This is a genomic window from Streptomyces sp. RLB3-17 (assembly GCF_007113425.2).
GTDB classification, from domain to species: domain Bacteria; phylum Actinomycetota; class Actinomycetes; order Streptomycetales; family Streptomycetaceae; genus Streptomyces; species Streptomyces mirabilis_D.
Genome location: NZ_CP041610.2, coordinates 5,418,656 through 5,443,834 on the forward strand (window position 1 = coordinate 5,418,656; position 25,179 = coordinate 5,443,834).

25 protein-coding genes and 2 pseudogenes are annotated in these 25,179 nt (G+C 70.3%); 12 read left to right on the forward strand and 15 right to left on the reverse strand.

Going from position 1 to position 25,179, the window contains the following annotated elements; all coding sequences use genetic code 11:
• Positions 1-105 precede the first annotated feature (105 nt).
• The 3 genes from ispF to FNV62_RS24575 form a co-directional block, all read right to left on the reverse strand.
• Positions 106-615 carry a 2-C-methyl-D-erythritol 2,4-cyclodiphosphate synthase gene (gene ispF / locus FNV62_RS24565; RefSeq protein WP_060895217.1) on the reverse strand — a complete coding sequence of 170 codons (510 nt, stop codon included), beginning with the start codon at positions 613-615 and terminating at the stop codon, positions 106-108.
• Positions 605-1,357, reverse strand: a complete 753-nt coding sequence (gene ispD, locus FNV62_RS24570; protein WP_054232437.1) for a 2-C-methyl-D-erythritol 4-phosphate cytidylyltransferase — start codon at positions 1,355-1,357, stop codon at positions 605-607. The genes ispF and ispD overlap by 11 nt, the downstream gene beginning before the upstream one ends.
• A 426-nt stretch (positions 1,358-1,783) precedes the next feature.
• Positions 1,784-2,266 (reverse strand): CarD family transcriptional regulator, encoded by a 483-nt coding sequence (locus tag FNV62_RS24575; protein ID WP_003953493.1) that lies wholly within the window; start codon positions 2,264-2,266, stop codon positions 1,784-1,786.
• Between the two features lie 646 nt (positions 2,267-2,912).
• Between FNV62_RS24575 and FNV62_RS24585 the strand changes: the two genes are divergently transcribed.
• Entirely contained in the window at positions 2,913-3,623 is a 711-nt protein-coding gene (locus tag FNV62_RS24585; RefSeq protein ID WP_143602141.1) for a copper chaperone PCu(A)C, read from the forward strand.
• A gap of 112 nt (positions 3,624-3,735) precedes the next feature.
• Here the strand turns inward: FNV62_RS24585 and FNV62_RS24590 are convergent, their stop codons facing one another.
• Complete coding sequence (locus FNV62_RS24590) at positions 3,736-4,416, reverse strand: response regulator transcription factor (RefSeq protein ID WP_009340348.1); 681 nt, start codon at positions 4,414-4,416, stop codon at positions 3,736-3,738.
• Positions 4,413-5,690: a sensor histidine kinase gene (locus FNV62_RS24595; protein WP_054232435.1), complete on the reverse strand. Its 1,278-nt coding sequence runs from the start codon at positions 5,688-5,690 to the stop codon at positions 4,413-4,415. Before FNV62_RS24595 ends, FNV62_RS24590 begins: the two co-directional genes overlap by 4 nt.
• Positions 5,691-5,927: 237 nt before the next feature.
• Here FNV62_RS24595 and phoU point away from each other — a divergent pair, with 237 nt between their 5' ends.
• Positions 5,928-6,617 carry a phosphate signaling complex protein PhoU gene (phoU, locus tag FNV62_RS24600; RefSeq protein ID WP_054232434.1) on the forward strand — a complete coding sequence of 230 codons (690 nt, stop codon included), beginning with the start codon at positions 5,928-5,930 and terminating at the stop codon, positions 6,615-6,617.
• A gap of 188 nt (positions 6,618-6,805) precedes the next feature.
• Positions 6,806-6,958 carry a hypothetical protein gene (locus tag FNV62_RS54650; protein ID WP_167552125.1) on the forward strand — a complete coding sequence of 51 codons (153 nt, stop codon included), beginning with the start codon at positions 6,806-6,808 and terminating at the stop codon, positions 6,956-6,958.
• A 207-nt stretch (positions 6,959-7,165) separates the two neighbouring features.
• Here the strand turns inward: FNV62_RS54650 and FNV62_RS24605 are convergent, their stop codons facing one another.
• Positions 7,166-7,438, reverse strand: a complete 273-nt coding sequence (locus tag FNV62_RS24605) for a hypothetical protein (protein WP_143611295.1) — start codon at positions 7,436-7,438, stop codon at positions 7,166-7,168.
• Positions 7,439-8,020: 582 nt separating this feature from the next.
• On the opposite strand from FNV62_RS24605, the gene FNV62_RS24610 reads away from it, so the two are divergent.
• The 4 genes and pseudogenes from FNV62_RS24610 to FNV62_RS24625 all read left to right on the forward strand — a co-directional run bounded on the left by FNV62_RS24610 (position 8,021) and on the right by FNV62_RS24625 (position 9,851).
• Positions 8,021-8,431 (forward strand): cupin domain-containing protein, encoded by a 411-nt coding sequence (locus FNV62_RS24610; RefSeq protein ID WP_143602144.1) that lies wholly within the window; start codon positions 8,021-8,023, stop codon positions 8,429-8,431.
• A 338-nt stretch (positions 8,432-8,769) separates the two neighbouring features.
• Positions 8,770-9,231 carry a hypothetical protein gene (locus FNV62_RS24615; protein WP_225900355.1) on the forward strand — a complete coding sequence of 154 codons (462 nt, stop codon included), beginning with the start codon at positions 8,770-8,772 and terminating at the stop codon, positions 9,229-9,231.
• Between the two features lie 79 nt (positions 9,232-9,310).
• Positions 9,311-9,454: pseudogene (locus FNV62_RS55800) on the forward strand (site-specific integrase); the annotation flags it as partial.
• A 124-nt stretch (positions 9,455-9,578) separates the two neighbouring features.
• Positions 9,579-9,851, forward strand: coding sequence for a ribosomal protein L7/L12 (locus FNV62_RS24625; RefSeq protein WP_097289054.1), 273 nt, complete (start codon positions 9,579-9,581; stop codon positions 9,849-9,851).
• Positions 9,852-9,951: 100 nt separating this feature from the next.
• Here FNV62_RS24625 and FNV62_RS24630 read toward each other — a convergent pair whose 3' ends face one another.
• Positions 9,952-10,713 carry a phosphoglyceromutase gene (locus tag FNV62_RS24630; RefSeq protein WP_095853931.1) on the reverse strand — a complete coding sequence of 254 codons (762 nt, stop codon included), beginning with the start codon at positions 10,711-10,713 and terminating at the stop codon, positions 9,952-9,954.
• Between the two features lie 152 nt (positions 10,714-10,865).
• Between FNV62_RS24630 and FNV62_RS24635 the strand changes: the two genes are divergently transcribed.
• The gene (locus FNV62_RS24635) at positions 10,866-12,119 is read left to right on the forward strand and encodes an MDR family MFS transporter (RefSeq protein WP_179858212.1); all 1,254 of its coding nucleotides are present in this window, start codon (positions 10,866-10,868) and stop codon (positions 12,117-12,119) included.
• A gap of 96 nt (positions 12,120-12,215) precedes the next feature.
• Here the strand turns inward: FNV62_RS24635 and FNV62_RS24640 are convergent, their stop codons facing one another.
• The gene (locus FNV62_RS24640) at positions 12,216-12,662 is read right to left on the reverse strand and encodes a DUF2000 domain-containing protein (RefSeq protein WP_143627122.1); all 447 of its coding nucleotides are present in this window, start codon (positions 12,660-12,662) and stop codon (positions 12,216-12,218) included.
• A gap of 49 nt (positions 12,663-12,711) precedes the next feature.
• Here FNV62_RS24640 and FNV62_RS24645 point away from each other — a divergent pair, with 49 nt between their 5' ends.
• Positions 12,712-13,512, forward strand: coding sequence for a helix-turn-helix transcriptional regulator (locus tag FNV62_RS24645; protein WP_097285272.1), 801 nt, complete (start codon positions 12,712-12,714; stop codon positions 13,510-13,512).
• A gap of 64 nt (positions 13,513-13,576) precedes the next feature.
• Here FNV62_RS24645 and FNV62_RS24650 read toward each other — a convergent pair.
• The 3 genes and pseudogenes from FNV62_RS24650 to mshA all read right to left on the reverse strand — a co-directional run bounded on the left by FNV62_RS24650 (position 13,577) and on the right by mshA (position 17,282).
• A pseudogene (locus FNV62_RS24650) lies at positions 13,577-15,261 on the reverse strand (glycosyl hydrolase family 28-related protein).
• 138 nt (positions 15,262-15,399) lie between these two features.
• On the reverse strand, positions 15,400-15,891 hold the full coding sequence (locus tag FNV62_RS24655; protein WP_054232421.1) for a YbjN domain-containing protein: 492 nt from the start codon (positions 15,889-15,891) through the stop codon (positions 15,400-15,402).
• 53 nt (positions 15,892-15,944) lie between these two features.
• Positions 15,945-17,282, reverse strand: a complete 1,338-nt coding sequence (gene mshA / locus FNV62_RS24660; protein WP_054232420.1) for a D-inositol-3-phosphate glycosyltransferase — start codon at positions 17,280-17,282, stop codon at positions 15,945-15,947.
• A gap of 278 nt (positions 17,283-17,560) precedes the next feature.
• Between mshA and FNV62_RS24665 the strand changes: the two genes are divergently transcribed.
• The 3 genes from FNV62_RS24665 to FNV62_RS24675 all read left to right on the forward strand — a co-directional run bounded on the left by FNV62_RS24665 (position 17,561) and on the right by FNV62_RS24675 (position 21,595).
• Positions 17,561-18,382, forward strand: a complete 822-nt coding sequence (locus FNV62_RS24665) for a class I SAM-dependent methyltransferase (RefSeq protein WP_143627124.1) — start codon at positions 17,561-17,563, stop codon at positions 18,380-18,382.
• A gap of 429 nt (positions 18,383-18,811) precedes the next feature.
• Positions 18,812-19,894: a C40 family peptidase gene (locus tag FNV62_RS24670; protein WP_143602153.1), complete on the forward strand. Its 1,083-nt coding sequence runs from the start codon at positions 18,812-18,814 to the stop codon at positions 19,892-19,894.
• A gap of 366 nt (positions 19,895-20,260) precedes the next feature.
• On the forward strand, positions 20,261-21,595 hold the full coding sequence (locus FNV62_RS24675) for a PP2C family protein-serine/threonine phosphatase (RefSeq protein WP_097285276.1): 1,335 nt from the start codon (positions 20,261-20,263) through the stop codon (positions 21,593-21,595).
• Between the two features lie 199 nt (positions 21,596-21,794).
• Here the strand turns inward: FNV62_RS24675 and FNV62_RS24680 are convergent, their stop codons facing one another.
• The 4 genes from FNV62_RS24680 to rox all read right to left on the reverse strand — a co-directional run bounded on the left by FNV62_RS24680 (position 21,795) and on the right by rox (position 25,052).
• Positions 21,795-22,133 (reverse strand): DUF2516 family protein, encoded by a 339-nt coding sequence (locus FNV62_RS24680; protein WP_054232467.1) that lies wholly within the window; start codon positions 22,131-22,133, stop codon positions 21,795-21,797.
• A 151-nt stretch (positions 22,134-22,284) separates the two neighbouring features.
• Positions 22,285-22,875: a hypothetical protein gene (locus FNV62_RS24685; protein WP_060894462.1), complete on the reverse strand. Its 591-nt coding sequence runs from the start codon at positions 22,873-22,875 to the stop codon at positions 22,285-22,287.
• Between the two features lie 99 nt (positions 22,876-22,974).
• Positions 22,975-23,502, reverse strand: coding sequence for a helix-turn-helix domain-containing protein (locus FNV62_RS24690; RefSeq protein WP_060894463.1), 528 nt, complete (start codon positions 23,500-23,502; stop codon positions 22,975-22,977).
• 110 nt (positions 23,503-23,612) lie between these two features.
• Positions 23,613-25,052, reverse strand: coding sequence for a rifampin monooxygenase (rox, locus tag FNV62_RS24695; RefSeq protein ID WP_143627126.1), 1,440 nt, complete (start codon positions 25,050-25,052; stop codon positions 23,613-23,615).
• Positions 25,053-25,179 lie beyond the last annotated feature (127 nt).

Here is a 25,179-nt window from a genome sequence, read left to right on the forward strand (position 1 = left end):
GCCCCGCGACCTTCCCTCGCAAGGAGGACTTATTCGTGACATCTGCGGGCGGCCATCGCCCTCCCGACACCATCGGCACCGGGGACGGGGCGGGGCCGACGCGCGTCAGGGCGTGCGGGCCACCAGGGCGGTGGCGATCGCCATCAGTCCTTCGTCGCGGCCCGGGAAGCCGAGGCCGTCCGTCGTGGCTCCGGAGACCGACACCGGTGCACCGACCGCCTCGGAGAGGATCTTCTGCGCCTCGTCCCGTCGCTTACCGATCTTCGGGCGGGGCCCGACGACCTGGACGGCGACGTTGCCGATGGTGAAGCCCGCCGCGCGGACGATCCGCGCGGCCTCCGTCAGCAGCGTGACCCCGGAAGCGCCGGACCACTCGGGCCGCCCGGTCCCGAAGTGGGCGCCGAGGTCACCGATCCCCGCCGCCGAGAACAGCGCGTTGCAGGCGGCGTGCGCGACGACGTCGGCGTCGGAGTGCCCCGCGAGCCCCGGCCCCTCGCCCTCCCAGAGCAGCCCGGCGCACCACAGCTCCCGCCCCTCTTCGAAGGCGTGGATGTCGGTACCGATGCCGACCTGCGGCAGCGCCACAGGAACCGGCGCGGGTGACTCAGAAGCCATCGTTGGCCCTCCTGCGCGCGAGGACCGCCTCCGCGAGGACGAGGTCCAGGGGACGCGTCACCTTGAACGCCTCCTCGTGCCCCGGCACGACCACCACCCGCTCCCCGAGCTGCTCGACCATGCTCGCGTCGTCGGTCACGTTGTCGGTGACGGTCTCGTGGGCGCGGACGAGGGTGGCGCGGTCGAAACCCTGCGGCGTCTGCACGGCCCGCAGCCGCGCCCGCTCGGGCGTGGCGACGACGGGCTCCGGCATCCCCGGCTCGCTCGCCGGCTCGACCTGCTTGACGGTGTCCGCGAGCGGCAGCGCGGGGACGACGGCGGGCGCGCCGTCGCGTACGGCCTCGATGACGGCGTCGACCGTGTCCACCGGCACGAGCGGGCGGGCCGCGTCGTGCACGAGGACGATGTCGATGCCGGGGGGCAGCGCGTCGAGCCCGTACTTCACGGACTCCTGACGGCTGTCGCCGCCGGGGACGACGAGGAAGTCGGTTCGCTCGGGCAGCGCGTGTGTGTCGAGCAGCGCCTTCACCTCGGCGGCACCGTCGGGCGGGGCCACGACGACGACCAGCGACACCGCGCGGGAGGCGGCCATGGCGCGCACCGCGTGGATGAGCATGGGGGTGCCGTTCAGCGCGCGAAGCGCCTTGGGGGCGCCCGGACCGAGGCGCACGCCCCGTCCGGCGGCCGGAATGACGGCCGCCGTGCGGCCTCCGGACAGCGAGGAGCGCGAATCGTCAGACATCGGTTCCTGTCAGGTTTGTGTACTCGGCGTGCTTGGGTATGGCCTGGGCGTGCCCCTTGCTCGAGCGAAGCCGAGAGCTCGGGGCAGTGCCGGGCGCGAGCCCTGACCGGACCCTTCCGTGACATCCGGTCGAGCAAGCTGTCCGGGCCCGGCACGCCAAGTATCGGGGACGCGGGTATCGACGCGGCATCGGGGACGCAGGCGCATGGGACACAGATGTATTCCATGGGACGCAGGTGTATTCGAGGCCACACGTTTCCGAAATCGCGCGGGTACGAACATGCCGCAGCGCCCGGCGACAGCCATCGTGTGGAGCGACAGCAATTACGTCATCGGGCACCGCGGCATTTCATTGCGCAGCTGTGCGGCCTTGTGTGGACGCCGGGACGACCGCCGGGTGAGCGGCCACCGTCTCGACTGCCTGCGTCAGGACGCGAGAACCTCGTCGAGCAGGGCCTCGGCCTTGTCCTCGTTCGTGTTCTCCGCGAGGGCGAGCTCACTCACCAGGATCTGGCGGGCCTTGGCGAGCATGCGCTTCTCTCCGGCGGAGAGTCCGCGTTCGCGCTCACGACGCCACAGGTCACGCACGACTTCCGCGACCTTGATGACATCGCCGGAGGCGAGCTTCTCCAGATTTGCCTTGTAACGACGAGACCAGTTCGTGGGCTCCTCGGCGTACGGCGCGCGCAGCACCTCGAAGACCCGGTCCAGCCCATCCTGACCGACCACATCACGCACGCCGACGAACTCCGCATTGTCCGCTGGCACACGCACCGTCAGGTCGCCCTGGGCGACCTTCAGCACCAAGTAGGTCTTGTCCACGCCTTTGATCTGGCGAGTTTCGATGGCCTCGATCAGCGCGGCCCCGTGATGGGGATAGACCACGGTGTCGCCAACCTTGAACGTCATGTGACAGGTACCCCTTCCGTGGCTATCCAGGGTAACACGGAAACGGCGTCTTCTGAATGGCGTTTTCGCAGGTCAGGGCATATCTCGGGGCTTGACAACCGCGACAGGAACGTGCTGCGAAGGGGGAGCGGAAGAGGGTATTCGCAGGTGGGAGCGGCTGTCCAGGGCAAGAGAAACGCGTACGTTACACACACCGGACGTTCCTGACCAGGGTCTGAACATCCCGGTTTGTCCCGCTCCAGGAGCTCGACTTCCGCTACTCCGTTCGGTGAGCGGAGTCGGGTACGAGACGAATCCGGAATTGATCACGGACCGCCCCGATCTACCGATGATCAATTTTCCGGACCGCCGCGGATTCCTTACCGGAAAACCCCAAGCGGATCTCGTCACTACTCTCGCGGCAACACGTACAGCCGCTTATGTGAATGGCGGACGAACGGAAGCTCAAAGTAGCTGATGAGGCCGACCGGAACCACTCGAGGACCGGGGCGCACGAGCGGCGCAACGGGGCTCGCGGGCGTCAAGGGGCGGGTCGGGTGCGGCGGCGTCGGAACGGCTCGGTAACCTAAGCCCGCTGACAGACCCTTAGGGCGGCTTTACACCGGAGCCGCTCTGCTTCGCCCACGTTCAAGGAGTTGCCGCCGCCGTGAGCAGCAGCCTTCGACGCGGCGCCCTCGCCGCCGCCGCCATTGCGTTCTCGATCGCCTCGCTCGCCGCATGCGGCGCCGGCAACAACGCACAGACGCTGGAGGTCAAGCCGGACAACGCGGCGACCAGCGTCGGCGACATCAAGATCCAGAACGCCCTCGTCATCACCCAGCCCGACACGACGTCCACGGGCCCGGCGGTGGTCTCCGCGACCGTCTTCAACAACGGCCGCACCCCGCAGACCCTCGACTCGGTCAAGATCGGCGGCGACGGCGTCGCCCAGATCACGCCCGCCAAGGGCGGCGGCAAGCTGACCATCCCCGCCGGCGGCCACGTCATCCTGGGCGGCGAGGGCAACGCCTCCGCGGCCCTGAGCAACCCCGGCGCGGCCGTCAAGGACGGCAACGCCCAGCCGATCACCTTCACCTTCAGCAAGACCGGTGACGTGAAGCTGCGCGCGTTCGTCGTCCCGGCCGAGAGCTACTTCACCAAGTGGGGCCCGACCAACATCCCCGCGGCGCCCGGCGCGACGGCCACCGGTTCCGCGACCTCCTCGAAGTCGCCGAAGACCTCGAAGACCTCGAAGTCGCCGAAGGCCTCGACCTCGCCGTCCGACTCCGTCTCGGGCCTGCCCACCGACGCGGCCTCCGCGAGCGCGACGGCCACGGGCACGGCCACCGCGACGGCCTCCTCGTCGGCCGGCCACTGATCCAGCACGCACGAAGGGCGGTACCCCGAAGGGTGCCGCCCTTTGTCGTACGTGCCGCCCTTTGTCCTACGGGTGGGTCGCGTCGTACGCACCGCCGTGAAACGGGTTCGGTTTACGGCTCGAACTTGTAGCCGAGGCCACGCACCGTGACCAGGTACCGCGGCGCGCCCGGGTCCGGCTCGATCTTGGCGCGCAGACGCTTCACGTGGACGTCCAGCGTCTTGGTGTCGCCCACGTAGTCGGCCCCCCACACCCGGTCGATGAGCTGCATACGGGTCAGCACGCGGCCCGCGTTCCTGAGCAGCATCTCCAGGAGGTCGAACTCCTTCAGGGGCAGGTCGACCTTGGAGCCGGAGACGGTCACCACGTGGCGGTCGACGTCCATCCGGACGGGACCCGCCTCGAGAGCGGCCGGGGTGACCTCCTCCGGCTCCCCGCGGCGACGCAGGACGGCCCGGATACGGGCGACCAGTTCGCGGGAGGAGAAGGGCTTGGTGACGTAGTCGTCGGCTCCTATTTCCAGCCCGACGACCTTGTCGATCTCGCTGTCCTTCGCGGTGACCATGATCACCGGCACGTTGGAGCGGCCGCGCAGCTGGCGGCAGACCTCCGTGCCGGGCAGGCCCGGCAGCATCAGGTCGAGGAGGACGAGGTCGGCGCCGTTGCGCTCGAACTCGTCGAGTCCGTCGGGCCCAGTGGTCGCGATGGCGACCTCGAAGCCCTCCTTGCGGAGCATGTACGACAGGGCGTCGGAGAAGGACTCCTCGTCCTCGACGACGAGCACACGGGTCACGGAAGGACCTCCGGAGCGGGAAGCGGTTCATACGGGGATGTGACGGTGGTCGTCCCGTCGGGCTGCCCGTTCTCGTCCTCATCGTCGAGTCCGGGCATGTCGTGGTCGATCCCGCGGTCGCGGGCCGCGGCCGCCTCAGGCAGCCGCAGGGTGAACGTGGAGCCCTGACCCTCGGAGCTCCACACGGTGACCTCCCCGCCGTGCGAGGCGGCCACGTGCTTGACGATCGCGAGACCGAGACCCGTACCGCCGGTCTGGCGGGAACGGGCCGGGTCGACGCGGTAGAAGCGCTCGAAGACGCGCTCCCGGTCCTTCTCCGAGATGCCGATGCCCTGGTCGGTCACGGCGATCTCGATGAGGTCTCCGCCGGGCGCGGTCACCCGGCGCGCGGCTATACCCACCCGGGTGCGGGCGGGCGAGTAGTTGACGGCGTTCTCGACGAGGTTGCCGAGGGCGGCGGCCAGCTGGCCCCGGTTCCCCCAGATGCTCAGGTCGGCGGTGCCGCCGGCGGCCATGGTGATCTGCTTGGTGCCGGCCTGGTGGCGGCACCGGTCGATGGCCTCGGCGACCAGCTCGTCCACGCGGACCGGCTCGGCGTCCTCGAGGGGATCGTCGTTCTGCACCCTCGACAGGTCGATGAGTTCCTGGACGAGGTTGGTGAGCCGGGTGGCCTCTATCTGCATACGTCCGGCGAAGCGCTCGACGGCCTCCGGATCGTCCGAGGCGTCCATGACGGCCTCGGACAGGAGGGAGAGCGCGCCGACGGGCGTCTTGAGCTCGTGGCTGACGTTCGCGACGAAGTCGCGCCGTACCGCTTCGATCCGCCGGGCCTCGGTGAGGTCCTCGACGAGGAGCAGCACGAGCCGGGAGCCCAGCGGGGCGACTCTCGCGGAGACGGCCAGGGCCTCCCCCCGTCCGGTCCCCCGCCTCGGCAGATCCAGCTCGACCTGGCGTATTTCCCCGTCGCGACGGGTGTCGCGGGCCATCTGCATCATCGGCTCGACGGCGAGCTTGCCGCCGCGCACCAGCCCGAGGGCGTACGCGGCCGAGCTGGCCTTGACCACGGCGTCGGCCTCGTCGAGGACGACGGCCGAGGACCGGAGCACGGAGAGCACCGTGTCGACGCCCGGCGGAAGCACCGGGTCCGTGTGCAGGGATGTGCGGGTGGGGCGTTTCTGGTCGCGCTCGCTCCAGCGGAACGCCAGCATGGCGATGACACCGGTGAGCACTCCGGCGATCGCTGCCGCTGCGGCGACCGCCGCGTTCACGTCCATGCCCCCAGGTTAGGCATGTCGTCACGCCAGGCCACAGCCATCGGAGTGCGACCTCGAACACTCGTCGCCCAGAGTTCACCCAGGAGCCAGGGATGGTTCATTTGGGGTGCCGGAAACGGACGCGTACGGGCCGGAACGTGGGAGCGTGGGGTTCACGGGGCCCGTCCGGCGGTCCGTCCGGCGGTCAGGGCAGCCCGGCCCCGGGCCCCAAGGTGACGTAAGAGAGGGACAAACCAAATGCGTGACGCGTACCACGAGGAACTTGACTCGATCGGCGACGGCCTGGTCGACATGGCCCGGCTCGTCGGATCGGCGATCGGACGCGCCACGACGGCCATCCTCGACGCCGATCTGAAGCTCGCCGAGAGCGTGATCGCGGCCGACCAGAAGGTCGACGATCTCCAGCACGAGCTCGAAGCCCGCGCGATAGCCCTGCTGGCCCGCCAGCAGCCGGTGGCGACGGACCTGCGTATCGTCGTCACCTCGCTCCGCATGTCCGCCGACCTGGAGCGCTCCGGCGACCTGGCCCAGCACGTGGCGAAGCTGGCCCGGCTGCGCTTCCCCGAGCGTGCGATCCCGCACGACCTGCACGCCACGATCCTGGAGATGGGCCAGCTCGCGCAGCGCCTGATGGCGAAGGCGGCCGAGGTGATCATCACGAAGGACGTCGACCTGGCGCTCCAGCTGGAGCAGGACGACGACGAGATGGACCTGCTGCACCGCACGCTCTTCCAGCACCTGCTGGACGACCGCTGGAAGCACGGCATCGAGACCGCCGTCGACGTCACCCTGCTGGGCCGTTACTACGAGCGCTTCGCCGACCACGCGGTGTCGGTGGCCAAGCGCGTGGTGTACCTGGTGACCGGTGAGCACGCGGACGAGCTCCAGCCCGACATTCAGCCGGTCACGGGGGCCGAGGGCGTCTGAGGTCCGGGAGCGCCCGGGGCTGCCGTCTCACTCCGGGGGCGCGGGCGAGCCTCAGTGCGCCGTTGATGCGCCCAGGGGAGCGGGCATGCAATGGGGGTAGGCACTCGCGCCTACACCCGGGCGCCCAGGCGTACAGGCGTAGGCACCCGGCCTCGATGCCTCATTGAGGCCTCATTGAGGAGGACACCATGGCCGATTCTCCCGCCACGCCCGACCCGACCCTGGACCGCGACACCGACCAGCCCGCCGACATCAAAAGTCTCCCGCTGTTCGGCGCCTGCGGCTGCGGCTCCGGCTGCGGGTGCGGCTGCCAGTCGGGCAACCCGTGCCAGTGCGGCTGATCACGTAGCCCCAGTCAGAGGGGCCCCGTCACCACGACGGGGCCCCTTCTGCATGCGGTCACCGGACCGGAGGCCCCGCCAGGACCCATGGCACCGGGTCGCGAGGGATCACGGCGCATCGTCGTCGACGGCACGACGTACCGGGGCGGCTTCGCCGACGGCCGACCTATTTCCCGGCCCTGTCCTGGACGCCCGGCATGTTCGCCGTCACGGAGGGTTGGCCGCCATGCGGCAGGCACCGGTCGCGGCGCCGCCCGGCGTGCCGACCTGGGTCAGGGCGCTCACACAGCCCCGCAGGTCACCGTGCACACCTTGGGTGCACGCCGATCTGACGGCGTCCGAGACGTCGACGCCCGTTTGTCGGACCATGTTCGTGCAGGCCGGGATGTCCGCGTGGGCGGCGGGGGCGGCGAAGGCCGCGCCGCCGAGTGCGAGGGTCAGGCCGGTGAGGACACCGGCGATACGGGCCGCCGTGTGCATGGAAGGCACCTGCTCTCCGGGGTTGGTCGAGGATTCGCGGATTCAAGGTGCCGAGCAGCGGAGGCGCCCGGTGTACGGCCGTGGCCTCGGGCCCCGCACTCGGCGGCTCGGCAGGACTGCCCCTCCTGTGTTCGACGCTAGAACAACCCGCCGCCGCGCGCACTGCGGCCCGACGACGGGACCCTCCTGACCGGCTCATTCCGCTCGGCCGGGCGGTCCCACCGGTGCGGGGCAAGCGCGCCGGCCCAGGCGCCGCCCCTACGCCGTGCTCGGCGACCGCGGGTACGACCACGACCAGTACCGCCGTCTCGCCTTGGTCCCTGGGCGTGAGGCCGTCGATTGCCCGACGCGCTACTGACCACGGCTCCGGGCTGGGCACCCAACACCGGGTTGCCGAGAGGACCTTGGCGACGGCTGAAGGCGTCCCGCCGCGTTCCGGCAACCGGCAACCGGCAACCGGCAGAACGAATGGCGCGAGCCGCTTCGGCCCGTAGGGCTGTCACACCCGTAGGGCTGTCACAAACGAGGAAGCCGTCTTGTCCTCTCTGTGGACAGTCCCTGTTTGGAGGAATGGAGGAATGCATGAGCGCTGAGCACGCACACCAGCCCCCAGGCGTCGAGGTGATCACGACCCTGCCGGAGGCGGCGGCCCGGATCCCGGCCGGCGCCGAGGCCCGGACCATCCGGGTCACCCTGCCGCCCGGTGACCCGGGCGCGCCCCCGCACCGGCACCCCGGGCCGCTCTTCGGCTACGTGACCCAGGGCGAGATCCTCTTCGAGCTGGAGGGGCAGCCGCCCCGGGTGCTCAAGGCCGGTGACGCCCTGTTCGAGCCCGGGGGCGACGTGATCCACTACCAGGGCGCCAACAACCTTCCGGACGCGCAGTCGCAGCTAGTGGTGACCATGTTCGCGCCGCCGGGCACCCCGGTTCTGACCGTGGTCGGCGCGGAGGAACTGGCCGAACGGCGACACCTGCGAGTTGCCCAGCCCTGATGACGCCCCGGCCGCTGCCGTGGGCTGACGCGACGGCCGGACGGAGCCGCTGGTGTACGTCCCCGTCCGGCATCGTTGCGGATGGCCTTGAGCACTCTTCCCCGGCACCTCGCGAGACACCGGCCTTCTGCGATGGTCCGCACTCGTACGTGGTTGTCCGCTACGTGTGGGCGTTGTCACGCAGTCGGAGGGTGCCCCGTACCCCTGTTGAGGCGTGAGTGTTCGCGGCACCTCCGGCAATGCCGTGATGGCGACGAGGGTTGCGGTCGCGGTGCCGAAGGATTGCGGTGATGCTGTCAGGGGGAGCGTGGCCGGCCTCGCACGGGCAGTGTGCGTCGGTGACCGCGCTGTACAGGAAGGGTGCTGCCATGACAACGGTGCCGGACAGGACACGGAAAGGCCCCGGAAGGCCCGGCAGCGGCGAAACGATCAATGAGGCCTCCTCGTTCGCCGGGATCATGATGCTGCTCAGCGGGCCCCTCAGCATTCTCATGGGCGCGTCCGGCATCGCACAGGACACCCTGTTCTCCGCGTCCCTGTACGCCTACCGGTTCGACCTGACCGCTTGGGGCTGGATTCACCTTGTGATCGGAGTGGCACTTGTCATCACGGGCCTGGGAGTCCTGACAGACAAGAGCTGGGGCCGCGGGGCCGGTGTAGCGGTGGCAGGGATCAGCCTGATCACCCAGTTCATGTTCGTTCCGTACTACCCGTTGTGGGCCATCCCCGCGATGACACTCGACCTCCTGATCCTGTTTGCGCTGACGAGGATCCACATCGAGACCAGGGGCGGCCGGTGAATCCGGCACTTCATCCTCCGCCGCAGCACAGCACCCCCCAACAACCCACCACTCTCCCCAGCTCCCGTCCCGTACGCCGATCACGTTGCCGTGGAAGGTCGCGGACGGGCCACCGGTGACCAAGCGGCTGATCTTCACCGGACCGCGCGGGGTCCACGTCTGGCGCACCTCCCGCAACGAGGAGATGTGGAAGCGGGTGCTCGCCGGTGCCGGGGTGATCCCGGTCCCCGAGCGTGGACATCAAGGCCCTCGCCGAGTACCTGGGCCACTCGGACCCTGGCCAATCGAGGCGACATGGCGGCTGAGGGCTCGTACTCTCCGGGCCAGGGACGGGGACGGGGAGAGCAATGACGGAGTACTTCTTATTGGTGTGCGACGACGTGCCTCATGACGTGCTGCTCACCGACCCTGGCGCCCGTGTGCTGGACGTCGCCCAAGTCGTACGTCGGCTGACGGGACTGAGTCTCTGGCGCAGCAAGGTTCTGGCAACGCAGGTGCCCGCAAGGATTCTCGACGGCGTGCTTCAGGAGGACGCAGAGGCGGCGGTCGCGGCTCTCCGCGATGTGGGAGCACAGGCAGAGGTGAGGGCACAGCCTGAGCCGGAATTCGTCAAGGCCTGACGGCCCGGTCAAGCAGCAGATGGCCCAGAGAGGGCCCAAGGCCACCGAAAAGCCCCCTACTAGCGGATAACCCGCAGGTAGGGGGCTTGATCAAGTCAGGTTACTTCTTCTTGCCCTGGTTCTTGACCGCCTCGATCGCGGCCGCGGCCGCATCCGGGTCGAGGTACGTGCCGCCGGGGTTGAGCGGCTTGAAGTCGGCGTCGAGCTCGTAGGCGAGCGGGATGCCGGTCGGGATGTTCAGGCCCGCGATGTCGGCGTCGGAGATGCCGTCGAGGTGCTTGACGAGGGCGCGCAGCGAGTTGCCGTGGGCGGCGACCAGGACCGTGCGGCCGGTGAGGAGGTCGGGGACGATGCCGTCGTACCAGTACGGCAGCATGCGGAAGACGACGTCCTTCAGGCACTCCGTGCGGGGGCGCAGCTCCGGCGGGATCGACGCGTAGCGCGGGTCGTTCGCCTGCGAGAACTCGCTGTCGTCGGAGAGGGGCGGCGGCGGGGTGTCGTACGAGCGGCGCCACAGCATGAACTGCTCCTCGCCGAACTCGGCGAGGGTCTGGGCCTTGTCCTTGCCCTGGAGAGCGCCGTAGTGCCGCTCGTTCAGACGCCAGGAGCGGTGGACGGGGATCCAGTGGCGGTCGGCGGCCTCCAGCGCGAGCTGGGCGGTGCGGATCGCGCGCTTCTGGAGCGAGGTGTGCACGACGTCGGGCAGCAGGCCGGCGTCCTTCAGCAGCTCACCGCCGCGGACTGCCTCCTTCTCGCCCTTCTCGTTGAGATTGACGTCCACCCATCCGGTGAACAGGTTCTTCGCGTTCCATTCGCTCTCGCCGTGGCGGAGGAGGATCAGCTTGTACGGTGCGTCGGCCATACGTCCGAGCGTAATGGAAGCCTTCGTCCCCTCGCGCCCCTGCCCGGAAGGCGGACAGTTGACGGCATCTGTTAATTGAGTGGCCCCCGGAGACCTCCCGCTCGTAAGTTGCCATCAGTACATGAGCCGCTTACATCCGTGGGGGACGACCGATGCCACTCGCCGTCATGCGACGCGCCGCCCGAGAGACCGTCTCGGGGCTCCCCCGCGAGTTCTGGTGGCTGTGGACCAGCACCCTGGTCAACCGACTCGGCGCTTTTGTCGCCACTTTCATGGCTCTGTACCTGACGCTCGACCGCGGCTACTCCGCCTCGTACGCGGGTCTCGTGGCGTCCCTGCACGGCCTCGGCGGTGTCGTCTCCTCGCTCGGCGCGGGCGTGATGACCGACCGGCTCGGGCGCCGGCCCACGCTCCTCGTCGCACAGACCTCCACGGCCGCCTCCGTCGCGCTGCTCGGCTTCATGCACGACCCGGTGAGCATCGCCGCGGTCGCCTTCCTGGTCGGCATGGCCAGCAACGCCTCCCGGCCCGCCGTCCAGGCGATGATGGCCGACATCGTGCGGCCCGAGGACCGCGTCCGGGCGTTCTCCCTCAACTACTGGGCGATCAACCTCGGCTTCGCCGTCTCCTCCATGGCCGCCGGTTTCATCGCCGAGTTCAGCTACCTCGCCGGCTTCCTCATCGAGGCCGGCATGACCCTGGCCTGCGCGCTCCTCGTCTTCGCGAAGCTGCCGGAGTCCCGGCCGGTGCAGAACGCCAAGGAGGCGAAGGACGACGTCGGCCTCGGGACCGTGCTGCGCGACCGGCGCTTCATGAGCGTCGTCGGCCTGTCCTTCCTCGTCGCCCTGGTCTTCCAGCAGGGCTCCGTGGGACTCCCCGTCGCCATGGGCAGAGCGGGCTTCACACCCGCCGACTACGGCATGGCGATCGCCGTCAACGGCGTCCTCATCGTCGCGCTGCAGATCCCGGTCACCCGTTTCATCCAGCACCGGGATCCGCGCCGGCTGCTCGTGATCTCCTCGGTCCTCGCCGGGTACGGCTTCGGGCTCACCGCCTTCGCCGGGTCGGTGGGCGTCTTCGCGCTCACCGTGTGCGTGTGGACCCTGGCCGAGATCGTCAACGCGCCCACCCAGACGGGCCTGGTCGTCCAGCTCTCCCCGACCCACGGCCGGGGCCGCTACCAGGGCATGTACACCCTCTCCTGGTCACTCGCCGCGCTGATCGCTCCCCTGATGTCCGGCGTGGTCATCGACCGGTTCGGGGCCGCCTGGCTGTGGGGGCTGTGCGCACTGGTGGGCACGGTGGCCGGGCTCGGGTACGGCCTGCTGATGCGGCGGCTGCCCACGGAGGAACCGGCGGTGGAGGCCGGCCCGACGGTGGCGAAGCCCGAGGTCAGCGCGGCCTGACGCCGACTCGCCGCGCCACCCGCACCCCACGCGGTCCCAGCAGCTGCGAGCCTCCCTCAAGCACAGGAACTCCCCGAAAAAGCGCCCCCGTCGGCTTCACGGATGCATCCGCGCCCCCTTCACCACCTTGTCCACCGCGTTCCGAGGCCCGTACACGGCCAGCCCCACCACATCCAGTCCAGCCGTCGTGACAGCCCGCACCGCCGCCCGGTTGTCCCGGTCGTTGCCGGTGCCGAAGAGATCCGACGTGAAGACGGCCCGGGGCAGCGCACGGCTGAGCGCCCTGCCGTGTGCCGCCACAAGGACCTCCTTCGTCCCCTCGAAAACCAGCACAGGCTGCCGGAACATCGGCAGATACGCCACCCCGTCCGCGTCCTCGTACGGCTCTCCGATCACCTCGGGGACCTGTGTGCCCAGGCCGCTGACCAGGAAGGACGTGACATTCAGACGTTGCCAGGGCTCAAGGTCGTCCCGCAGCAGGACGACGATCTTCGTATCGAAGCGGATCGGTTCACCGTTCATGGATCGAGGTTCACTGTTCATGGATCGAGACTGCCGACCGCGGCACGACGCCGTCTTGTACGTTCTTTGCATGGTCGCTCAGCCGGAGGTCTCCGCCTGGCGCTCGCGCGTTCCGGGTGTCGTGGAGGTCTTCCACGCCCACTTCACCGAGTACGCCTATCCGATGCACGTGCACGAGGCCTGGACGCTGCTCATCGTCGACGACGGGGCCGTACGGTACGACCTGGACCGGCACGAGCACGGCACCCCGCACGACACGGTGTCCCTGCTGCCGCCGCACGTCCCGCACAACGGCTCCCCGGCCACCGCGCACGGTTTCCGCAAGCGCGTCGTCTATCTCGACGGCACGCATCTGGGCGAGGACCTCATCGGGTCCGCGGTGGACGGGCCCGACCTGCGTGACCCCGTACTGCGACGGCGCGTCGGCCAGTTGCACACCGCGCTCGGTCACCCCGGTGACGAACTGGAGGCCGAGAGCAGACTGACGCTCATCGCCGAGCGGCTGCGCACGCATCTGCGGCCCAGCACTCCCGCCGCCACCCCGCGCGACTCCCCCACCCTCGCCCGCACCCTGCGCGAACTCCTCGACGGACGCCTCACCCAGGGCATCGGCCTCGACGAGGCCGCGCGGCTCGTGCACGCCCATCCCGCCCATCTGGTACGGGCGTTCAGCGGCGCCTACGGCATCGCACCCCACCAGTACCTGATGTCCCGCCGTGTCGACCGGGCCCGCCGTCTCCTCCTCGAGGGCCGGCCGCCGGGCGAGGTGGCGTCGGCGACCGGCTTCTACGACCAGTCCCATCTCACCCGGCACTTCAAGAAGTTGGTCGGGGTGACTCCGGGGCGCTACGCGCGCTCCAGGCCGGCGTGACCGCCGTGGGTACGCCCCACACGCCTCACGGTTACCTTCGTCGGGTACGACACGCTCGGCCGAGTCAGAGGTCCCGCTGGGCCTCGTACAGATTGCGCGGGCGTACGACGTCCGTGGTCCCGTACAGCTCCAGGCGGGAGTGCAGGTCGCCGGTGAAGTCGGGGACGTCGATCTGGTCGAACTCGGTCACCTCGTTGACGCCGACGGTGGCGGAGTAGGGCGCCAGACCGTCGATCTTCATCAACCCCGCACGGCCGTTCGTGACACGTATGTTCCAGTGGGTGAAGCGTGCGCCGAAGAGCGGACCGGCGCTCGCGTCGCCGCCGTGCCGGCCGTTGTTGTCGACGGTGATGTCGGTGCGGACGTTGGCGAAGGGCAGGCCCCGATGGGAATCGAAGGTGCCCATCCGGAGGTCGCCGCGCGACCAGACGTTGTAGGAGGAGAGAGGCCTTCCACGTTGATGCCGTGGAGCTGGGTGTTCGGCGGGGCCGGCACCGTGCGCTGTTCGATGGTGAAGTCCTCGACGAGGTTGTCGTGCGAGCCCTCGCGGCAGAAGTACGGGTGGTGCGAGCCGCGGCCCGCCACACGGGTGCGGCGCAGGGTGCAGGCGGAGGCGGCGACGAATCCGAAGCCGTTGTCGACGTGGCGGACCGTCACGTCGTCGACCCAGCAGTCGTACGCGCACTGGAGGACGACCCCGTTGTAGCCCTTGTCGAGGAGGTGCGGGGACTGGGGCGTCTCGACGGCCTCCAGGGTGAGGCCTTCGACACCGGAGCCGGTCAGCGGTTCGACGTGGGTCGTCAGACGCGGGTCCCACTCGGGGCGTACGTCGAGGGGCAGCGGCCGCTCCAGGGTGACCTTTCTGCCCCGCACCCGCGCGATGCGTACGGGCCACTCGTAGGGGACGTAACTCGTGAGCTTGGTCTTGTCGTCCCAGTAGTACGCCTCGGGACCGGGGCCGCCGCCCGACATGTGCTCCAGGAGGGTGTGGTCGGCGTCGTCGGCGAGTCGCAGGAGGACGAGCCGGCCCGGCTTCAGGGGGCGGGGGTCGGCGACCGTCACCGACCAGGAGCCGCGGGTGGCGGGGGCCACGGTCGTCAGGGTCTCCCACTCGTCGCGCTTGTTGCCGGTCCAGCCCTCGAAGGGCCAGGCCTTGTCCTTGATGGCGGCGACGAGGGAGTCCCAACGGGCCGTGGGCGCGAGCCAGATGAGGCCGCCCGCCCAGGACCAGGACGACTTGTCGCCGCCGTAGCGGGAGCCGTAGACACCGATCAGCTCGGTGAGGTTCCTGGTCGCGTACAGCTTCGTACGGTCGCTGCCGGCGCCGCGCAGCACGACGTTCGAGTGGCCGATGCGGATCAGGCCGTCGATGCGGAAGGTGCCGGGCGGGATGAGCACCGTGCCACCGCCGGCCCTCCCGGCAGCGGCGATGGCACGGTTGATCGCGGGCGCGCAGTCCGTGGTGCCGTCCGCGACGGCGCCGTAGGCGCGGACGTCGGCCACGACGGGGCGGCGGGGGAAGCGCGCCGACCCGCCCCGATGGCCGGCCCTGCCGACGTACGGGATCTGCGGGTGGGTGAAGGGGGTGCGGGTGAACTCCCGCCAGATGGTGGGGACTTGACCTGGGTCACGAGGGCGTGCGACAGCGGTCGCGGCCGTCGCCGGTCCGCCGGTCACCATGGCGGCCGCCACGGCCACGGCACTGCCGAGCAGGCCCCGTCTGGTGATGCTCACGTAGTCCTCGCTCATACCCGCCCGCCTTCCGTCGCATTCCATCGGCTTCCATGGATGTGAATGACGTTCAGATCTGCGTCGGCGGTGAGCATGCCACTGAGACCCCTGACCGGGAAGGGGTCGTGCACTACTTAGTTGGACTGGACCTGGAATTCAGCCAGCGGGACGCTGGGTCAGGTGGGTGAACGCATCCAGATTGCGGGTCGATTCGCCGCGAGACACCCGCCAGGCGTACTCCTTGCGGATCGCGGAGGCGAAACCGAGCTCAAGGAGAGTGTTGAAAGCGCCGTCGGCGGCCTCCAGGACCGAGCCGAGCAGCCGGTCGACCTCGTCCGGCGTGACCGCGCCGAGCGGCAGTTTGCCGACCAGATACACGTCCCCCAGGGGGTCGACCGCGTAACTCACGCCATAGAGCTTGAGATTGCGCTCCAGGAGCCAGCGGTGGACGCCTTCGTGGTTCTCGTCGGGGTGGCGGATCACGAAGGCGTTCAGCGACAGGGAGTGCTTGCCGACGATCAGCGAGACGGTCGTCGAGAGCTTGCGGGTGCCGGGCAGTTTCACGACGTACGAGCCCGCCTTGGGGCTCTCCCACTCCAGCTCGGCCTCGGTGAGGACCTGCTCGATGATCGACGCTGCGTCAGCCATGGAGGGAGCGTACGTCAGGCGTCCGACGGACCGACCCTCGGGCGGTGCGCGCGTCAGCCCTGGTGGGCGCGCACCTTGCGGCGGTGGGCCTGTACGGCGGCCGTGTACACGTCCGCCGTGGCGGCGGCCGCGGTGTCCCAGCCGAAGCGCTGCGCGTGCCGGGCGGCGGCCTCGCCCATGCGCGCCGACAGCGCCTGGTCGTCGGCGAAATCGCGCAGTACGCGCGCGTAGGCGACGGGATCGTGCCCCGGGATCAGGAATCCGGTCTCCTGGTGGCGCACGGCGACGGGCAGCCCGCCGACCTCGGCCGCCAGGACCGGCGTGCCGGCCGCCTGCGCCTCGATGGCGACCAGCCCGAAGGACTCGCTGTAGGAGGGCATGACCAGCACCGACGCGGCCCGGAACCAGTCCGCGAGCTGCTCCTGGTCGACGGGCGGCCTGAACAGCACGACATCGGCGATCCCGAGCCGGGCGGCGAGCTTCTGCAGCCCCTCGGGCTTGGCGAGACCGGTACCGCTGGGGCCGCCCACCACGGGGACGACGATGTTGCCGCGCAGCTCGGGGCGCTCGTCCAGGAGGACGGCGACCGCGCGCAGCAGCACGTCGGGGGCCTTCAGGGGCTGTATGCGGCCCGCGAAGAGCGGAATCAGCGCGTCCTGCGGGAGCCCGAGGCGGGCGCGGGCGGCGGCGCGGCCGTCGGCCGGGCGGAAGCGGTCGAGGTTGACGCCCGGGTGGACGACGGCCACCTTGCCGGGCTCGGCCTCGTAGTGGCGGGCGAGCTCGTCGGCCTCTTCGGAGGTGTTGGCGATGAGACGGTCGGCCGCGCGCACGATCTGGGTCTCGCCGATGACACGGGCGGCGGGCTCGGGGGTGTCGCCCTCGGCGAGCGCGGCGTTCTTGACCTTGGCCATGGTGTGCATCGCGTGCACCAGGGGCGCGCCCCAGCGCTCGGCGGCGAGCCAGCCGACGTGGCCGGAGAGCCAGTAGTGCGAGTGCACGAGGTCGTAGTAACCGGGTCGGTGCCCGGCCCAGGCCTGCATGACGCCGTGCGTGAAGGCACACAGCTGGGCGGGCAGGTCCTCCTTGGCGAGGCCCTCGTACGGACCCGCGTCGACGTGCCGGACGAGGACGCCGGGGGCCAGTTCGACGGTCGGCGGGAGGGCGGCCGTGGTGGCCCGGGTGAAGATCTCGACCTCGATGTTGATCGCGGCGAGGCGCTGGGCGAGTTCCACGATGTAGACGTTCATGCCGCCGGCGTCGCCGGTGCCGGGCTGGTGCAGCGGCGAGGTGTGGACGGAGAGCATCGCCACGCGACGGGGCCTACGGTGCAGCCTCAGCCGTGAGGGCGTCGCCGGGGAGCGTCGCCCGAGCCTGCTGACGTACTGGCTCACGTGGCGTTCCTCCTTGCTGCGGGCATGCCGGTCGGAGGACGCACGGCACCCTCCAGAGAGCGCCAACGCCGGAGCGGTCCGCTCCATTTCCCTTCCGCGCTCCCTCCCGCACCCCTTTGCCGAATCATTACCGAGAGTCGCTCAACCGTTCGAGGGCGAGTTGCGTGCGCGGCTCCGCTCCCTTCTTCTCCACCTCTTTTCCACAGGTTGACGGCGGGCTGCCGGAGGTTATCCACAGGCCCGCACGGGCTTCCTCCCGGCCGCCTACTCTCGTACGCATGACAACCCGCGCCGCGTCCCGCCCCGTGGGTACGGTGACGCGCGGGACGACCAACCCCAACCGACTGCGCCGCATGGACCGCTGGATCGCGGCCACCCACGGCGCCGAGCTGCGCAGAAGCGCCGACCCGGTGGCGGTCGACCTCGGATACGGGGCGGCTCCCTGGACCGCGGTCGAGCTGCTGACCCGCCTGCGCACGGCCGCCCCCCGCGCCCGCGTGGTGGGCGTGGAGATCGAGCCCGCGAGGGTCGCGGCGGCCCGGCCGTACGAGCGCGAGGGACTCGTCTTCCGGCACGGCGGCTTCGAGGTCCCGGTGCACGGCAGCCCCTCACTCATCCGCGCGGCGAACGTGCTGCGCCAGTACGACGAGGAGCAGGTCGCCGAGGTCTGGCAGCGTCTGTGCGCACGCCTCGCACCTGCGGGCCCCGGCTCCCGGGGCGGGCTGCTCGTCGAGGGCACCTGCGACGAGATCGGCCGCCGGCACGTCTGGGTCGCCCTGGGCCCCGAGGGCCCGCGCACGGTCACCTTCGCCACCCGCCTGGGCTCCCTGGACCGCCCGTCCGACCTCGCCGAGCGCCTGCCCAAGGCACTGATCCACCGCAACGTCCCGGGCGAGCCCGTGCACGCGTTCCTCCGCGACTTCGACCGCGCCTGGGCCGCAGCCGCGCCGTACGCCTCGTACGGCGCGCGGCAGCGCTGGATACGCACGGTCGGCGACCTGACGGCGGACTGGCCGGTGACGGACGGAATATCCCGCTGGCGCCAGGGCGAAGTCACGGTGCGCTGGGAGGCGTTGGCGCCCCGCGGGGCCTTCGCGTAAACGCGGGGTGCAGGGCCCGGGGTGCGGGACGCGCGGCGCGGGGTGCCGGACAGGCGTGCGACGTCTCGATGACGCACGGGCGTCAAGCGCCGCACAGACACCGGACACCCGGGCGAGGCACGGGCGTTGAAGGCTGGGGCCCGACGAACCAGGACACGTGGGTGTGCGAGGTCGGAGTGTCGTGCGGGCGGTTGACGCCGGGGGCCGCGCGGGCGTGCCGCGTCGGTGGAGGGGTGGCCACCGCACGCCTGTGAGCTGCACGGAACGAACTGCGTGACTGACTCGTCACACAGGCGGGGAGATCGTTTCGCGGAGGCGGGCCGGAGGGAAGGGAGTTCTTGCCCATCTCTGTCGCATTGCGCGCCGACATGGCACGATCCCCCAGGCGTCCATAAGTTACTGACGGTAAATCAGTTTGGGGGCGGAGCAATGGGATCCGGCAAGCGGAGCCTGACCACGGCGGCCATGGTTCTGGCCTGTGCCTGCGCGGTGCTGTCGGCACCGGGCGTGGCGTACGCGAGCCCGACACCAGCGCCCATGCGCACACCGACACCGACTCCGACAACCTCGCCGGCCGGCAAGGACCTTGAGGCGATCCGCAAGAAGCTGGACGCTCTCTACCACGACGCGGCGGTCGCCACGGACGCGTACAACGCCGCCGAGGAGCAGGCCAAGCAGCAGTCGGCCGAGATCGTCGACCTGGCCCGCGTGATCGTCCAGGGCCAGGACAAGCTGGACGAGTTGAAGGACCGCGCGGGCGCCGCGGCCCGGGCGCAGTACCGGGGCGGTGGTCTGCCGCCCGAGATGCGGCTGTGGCTGAGCGACAACCCCCAGCAGTACCTGGACGGCGCGGGGCGGGTGCTCCAGGGCGAGCACGCGACCAAGGGGCTGCTCGCCGAGATGACCCGCACGCAACAGGACTTGCAGCAGTACGCGAAGGACGCCTCCGCGCAGTGGCAGAAGCTGGAGGCCAACCGCCAGGCCAAGGCCACGGCGCAGAAGGAGATCAAGAAGCAGATCGCCGCCGCCGAGAAGCTGGAGTCCCAGCTCCAGAAGAAGGAGAAGGAGCGGCTGGCGAAGCTCGAGGAGGAGGCCGCGTACACGGCGCAGACGGCCTGGCTGAGTTCCGGCATCCTCGCCGAGATCAGCGGCAAGGCGTCCGAGCAGGGCAAGAAGGCGGTGAAGTTCGCCACCGACCAGATCGGCAAGCCGTACGAGTGGGGCGCCGAGGGCCCGGGCTCGTACGACTGCTCGGGGCTGACCTCACAGGCCTGGGCCGCCGCCGGCCACGGCATTCCGCGCACCTCGCAGGAGCAGTGGAAGCAGCTTCCCCATGTCGACGTCAAGGACATGCGCCCCGGCGACCTGATCATCTACTTCGACGACGCCAGCCATGTGGCGATGTACATCGGCGACGGCGCGATCGTGCACGCACCGCGGCCGGGCCGGACGGTGACGATCACGGGGGCCGGGTCCATGCCGATACTGGGCGTCGTACGACCGGACGCGTGACGGGGCGGGGCATAGGGAGCCGAGGCGGGGCGCGGGGAGCCGGGGCGGATCGGGCCGGCCGATCGGCCTGGACGGCCAAACCGCCACCAACCCCGAGAAAGCGCCCTGGCCCTCGTGATGCACCGCACGTGACCCACCCCACGGTTGTACATACCCCTCAACTTCGTGGACGTGACGTTCGTCATCCCGGGGACAACCGCATCCTGTCCAAGTGCGGTACAGGATGCGGCATATGACGGTGGCCGCCTGCCGGACGCCACGACGCACACCATTCCGTTGCGGCGTCCGCTACCGCTATGGTCCCCGTCGGTGGGTCGAGGACCTTCGCCCCACCACGCCCTCGGGGGGAGGGAAGGAACCCACACGATGCCCGTACCCATACCGCGGCAGAGAGCGATCCCGGCCGCGGAGAGCGGTCAGGCTCAAGGCGCGTTCTCACCCGGCGGCCCATCCGGAGAAGCGACCGGCGGCCCGGCCGGGGCAGCACCGGCGCCCCATGCCGCCACGACCCCGGTCGACAGCACCACCAATCTGACCCTGCTGGTCATCGAGGACGACCCGGCGGGTTCGCTCAGCGTGCCCGAGATGCTCGACGCGGCCGGCAAGCCGATCCGCATCCGCACCGCCCGCAACCTCACCGAGGCCGAGCGGCTGCTCACCGACGACGTCCACTGCATCCTGCTCGACCTCGCGCTGCCCGCCCCCGGCCGGGCGGCCACCGAGAGCGACGACGAGCTGACCACGCTCAAGCACGTGCTGCGGCTCGCGCCCCGGCACGCCGTCCTCGCGCTCACCGCCTCCGGTGACGCCGAGCGCGGCGCGGAGGCGGTGCGCGTCGGCGCCCAGGACTATCTGTTCCGCGACGAGCTGGACGGACGGCTGCTGAGCCGCGCGATCCGGTACGCGGTGGAGCGGAAACGTTCCGACAAGGCCGAGCGCCGACTCACCGAGTCCAGGCTGCGCGCCCAGGAGAACGCCCGCCTGGAGCGCGGTCTGCTGCCGACCCCTCTCCTGGAGGGCTCCTCGCTCCGCTTCGCCGCGCGCTACCGCCCGGGGCGCTCCCGCGCCCTGCTCGGCGGCGACTTCTACGACACGGTCCGTACGCCCGACGGCACGGTGCACGCCATGATCGGCGATGTCTGCGGACACGGGCCCGACGAGGCCGCGCTCGGCGTGGAGCTGCGCATCGCCTGGCGGGCGCTGACGTTCGCGGGCCTGTGCGGCGACGAACTCCTGTCCACCCTCCAGCAGGTCCTGGAGCACGAGCGCGAGAACGACGAGATCTTCGCGACGCTGTGCACGGTGGACATCGCGCCGGACGGGCGCCGCGCCGGGCTCTGCCTGGCGGGCCACCCGTCCCCGCTGATCTCCCGCCCCGGCCGGCCCGCCGAGCTACTGCCGTACGAGAACGGCGGCCCGGCGCTCGGCCTGCTGCACGGTGCCCGCTGGCCGCGCCAGCAGGTGGAGCTGGGCGGCGAGTGGAGTCTGATGCTCTACACCGACGGCCTGATCGAGGGTCACATCGGCGAGGGCAAGGAGCGGCTGGGCCAGGACGGCATGGTGGACCTGGTACGCCGCCGGCTCGCCGAGGGCCTGACGGGCGAGGAGCTGCTGCGGGCGACGGTCAACGAGGTCAGGGACCTCAACGGCGGAGAGCTGACGGACGACGTGGCGGTGCTCCTGCTGGACCGGACGCCGTGATGGCCGTACGACCGTGTGACGGTCACGCCGTGATCACCGTACGACCGTGTGACGGTCACGCCCTGACCGCCGGATGACCGCGTAACGGTCACGCCGTACGAGCGTGTGACGGTCGGGCCTGCCCGACGGCCCGGCCCGCGTAACCCTCAGGCCCGCAGGACTGACCGCCGGTGGTCGACTTGAAGGTGACCGCCGGTGGTCAGCGGCCTCCGTTGTAGGGGCCGTACGGGCCGTCGCTGCTGCTTCCGCCGCGGCGGCCCCGGCCACCGCCGGAGACCTGACGGAGCGCGGGGCGTACGTCCACGAAGAAGACGATCGTGGCGACCAGCCCCGCGATCTGCAGGAAGATGATCGGGACCAGCAGGTTCACGGCCACCGTGATGCCCAGGATGATCAGCCAGAACATCTTGTTCTGCTTGTCGGCCGCGCGGTACGCGTCTTCGCGAGCCACCGCCGCCATCACCAGTGCCACCACGGCGAGCACCAGCATGGCAAGGAAGATCAGCGACAAGAAGCCGCCGAATGCCGTCAACAGCACTATGCCCACCGCCCGAGTCGATTCATCTCTACGGCCACCGTACCCGCAGAACGGGCCGGGAACTCTGAGAGTGCCCGGCCCGTCGTCCTGACCCTTCGCCCGGACCCTTCGTCCGGACCTTCCGTCCTGAGACGAGGAGTCCCGTCGTCCGCTACTTCACCGGCGGCGTCGGCTTCTTGGCGGTGACCTTGCGGGCCGGAGCCTTCTTCGCCACGGGCTTCTTGGCCGGAGCGGGCACGGCGGCGGTCGCGGCCGGCTTGTCCTCGGACCTGACCTCGACCGGCTCGGCCTTCGGCTCGACGGCGATGGCCAGTTCCTCGATCTCCTCGGCGGCCTCGCCACGCCAGGTCTTCACGGTCTGCTCGCCGTGCTCGGCGACCTTCTCGTACGTCTCCTTGGCCTTCACGGCGTACTCGGCGGCGACGCCGACACCGCGCAGGGCGAGGTCCTGAGCGGACTCACCGAGCTTCTTCAGGTCGGTGTCGAGGGTGCTGATGAACTCCGTGACCTTGGCCTGGATGGTCTCCTGCGCTTCCTTCGCGCGGGTGGCGGCCTTCTCCTGGACGGTGTTCGCGTCGATGTTCTTCACGGTCTCGATCCGCGCCGGGGCCTCGGCGCGGATCTGCTCCACGAGGCCGGGGACCTTCTTCGCCTGCTGGACGGCCAGGTCGGCGGTGCCGGCCAGGAAGTACAGCGGGGTGGGGTCCGTGGCGGCCTTGCGGATGTCGTCGGTGATGGCCATGGTGATGGTCCTCCGGTCGCTTTCAGCTGAGGGTTTTGGTGTTCCGCGGCAAGACCGGCAGGCCCGCGTGCGGGCCGGCGGTGCTGCACGTCGTCGTCGTCAACTGGCGGTCTGCTGCGGATCGGCATCGCTGCCGTCGGCCGTGCGGGGGCCCCGGACGGCGGTGTCCGGCGCTTGCTGGGTGCCCGATATGTGCTCTGCCATGCCCTGTGCCTCGTCCTGCGCCATGTCCTGGGTCACGTTCTGGGCCATTCCCCGGGCCAGGTCCGGCGTGATCTCGAATCCGTTCTCCTTGCGGAAGGACTCGTAGATCTGGAGCAGCACCTGCTTCTGCCGCTCGTTCAGCGTGGGATCGGCGAGGATGACGGCACGTGTCTCCACCTCGTCCCGGTCCCGCTCGGCGTCGAGGATGCCGGCTCGCACGTACAGCGTCTCGGCGGAGATCCGCAGCGCCTTCGCGACCTGCTGCAACACCTCCGCGCTCGGCTTGCGCAGCCCGCGCTCGATCTGGCTCAGATACGGGTTGGACACCCCGGCGGCGTCGGCGAGCTGCCGCAACGACAGCTGCGCGTTGCGCCGCTGCTCGCGCAGGTACTCACCGAGATTGCCGACGTTGAGTGATGCCATGCCTCCACCTTGCCGCACCTCCGCTAACAATTGCAAGCACCCGCTTGCAAAAGTGCGCTGCGCCACGAAGGGGTGCCCGCGCGCCGGGCCACGAAGGGGTGCCTGCGCGCTCAACCGACCGCGGCGCCGAACCACTCGGGCAGTCGGCCGACCAGATCCCGCTGGTCTTCACCGACCCACGCCACATGGCCGTCGGGCCGCAGCAGCACCGCGGGCACGTCCAGTTCCTCGCTGACGTCGACGACGTGGTCGACCCGGTCCGCCCAGCCCGCCACCGAGAGCCGGCCTGTCTGGTCGAGGAGCAGCCCGCGACCGGCGTGCATCAGCTCATAGAGGCGCCCGCGCTTCAGCCCCACGTCCCGCATCCGCCCGCCGAGCAGTTCATGGCCCTGGCCGAAGTCGTAGCGGACCCCGACCGCTGTGATCATCCCGGTCACGTACAGGTTCACCTCCTCGAAGTCCATCAGCTTCGACAACAGCTCCCGCAGCGCGGTCGCACCCGGATCGGTCCCCAGCAGCGTGATCTGCGCGCGGGTGTTGTCCAGCACGCGGGCGCCCACCGGGTGCCGTTCGGCGTGGTAGCTGTCGAGGAGCCCCTCCGGTGCCCAGCCGTTGACCTCGGCGGCCAGTTTCCAGCCGAGGTTGAACGCGTCCTGCACGCCGAGGTTGAGCCCCTGCCCGCCGGTCGGCGGGTGGATGTGCGCCGCGTCGCCGGCCAGCAGCACCCGGCCGACCCGGTAGCGCTCGGCCTGCCGGGTGGCGTCACCGAACCGGGACAGCCGGCGCGGCGAGTGCACGCCGAAGTCGGTGCCCGCGACGGCCCGCAGCCGCTGCCTGAACTCCTCGATGGTCGGCGCGGTCGTACGGTCCTCGGACACGCCCTCGGCGGGCACGATGACGCGGTACGTGCCGTCCCCGTTGGGGATGGTGCCGAACCGCAGTTGGGTCTTGCGGACTTCCTCGACGACGGCGGCGACCGTCGCCTGATCCTCGGTCATCTCCATGTCGCCCAGCAGCGTCTCGACCTTGGCGGGCTCACCGGGGAAACCGACACCGAGCTCCTTGCGCACCACGCTGCGGCCGCCGTCGCATCCGACGAGATAGCGCGAGCGCAGGTGCGTGCCGTCCGCCAGCTCGACGGTCACCCCGGACCCGGCCCCGTCGTCGGACTGACTCAGCCCGACCACTTCGCAACCACGCCGGATCTCGGCGCCGAGTTCGAGGGCACGCTCGTTGAGCAGCCGCTCGGTGGCCGGCTGCAGGGTGGACAGACCGTACGGGTGAGCCGTGTCCAACCGGTCCGGCCACGGCTTGAGGATGCCGCCGAAGAAACCGCCGACCTGGAACTTCTCACTGACCGCGAGGAACCGGTCCAGCAGACCGCGCTGATCCATGATCTCGACGCTGCGCGTGTGCAGGCCGCGCCCGCGGGACTCCTGGGTCGGTTCGGTCAACTTGTCCAGTACGACCACGTGCACACCGTGCAGCCGCAACTCTCCGGCCAGCATCAAGCCGGTCGGTCCACCGCCGACCACGATCACGTCAATCATCAAACCTCAAACGCCCATTCAACGAGATTGGGTTTCGGCCGCACGCACTTCGCGAATCCGCCATTTCCGCAGGTACTGGCCTTGGCCGGCCATTCTGCGGCACGCCCCGGGCCTTGCCGCAAGCCCC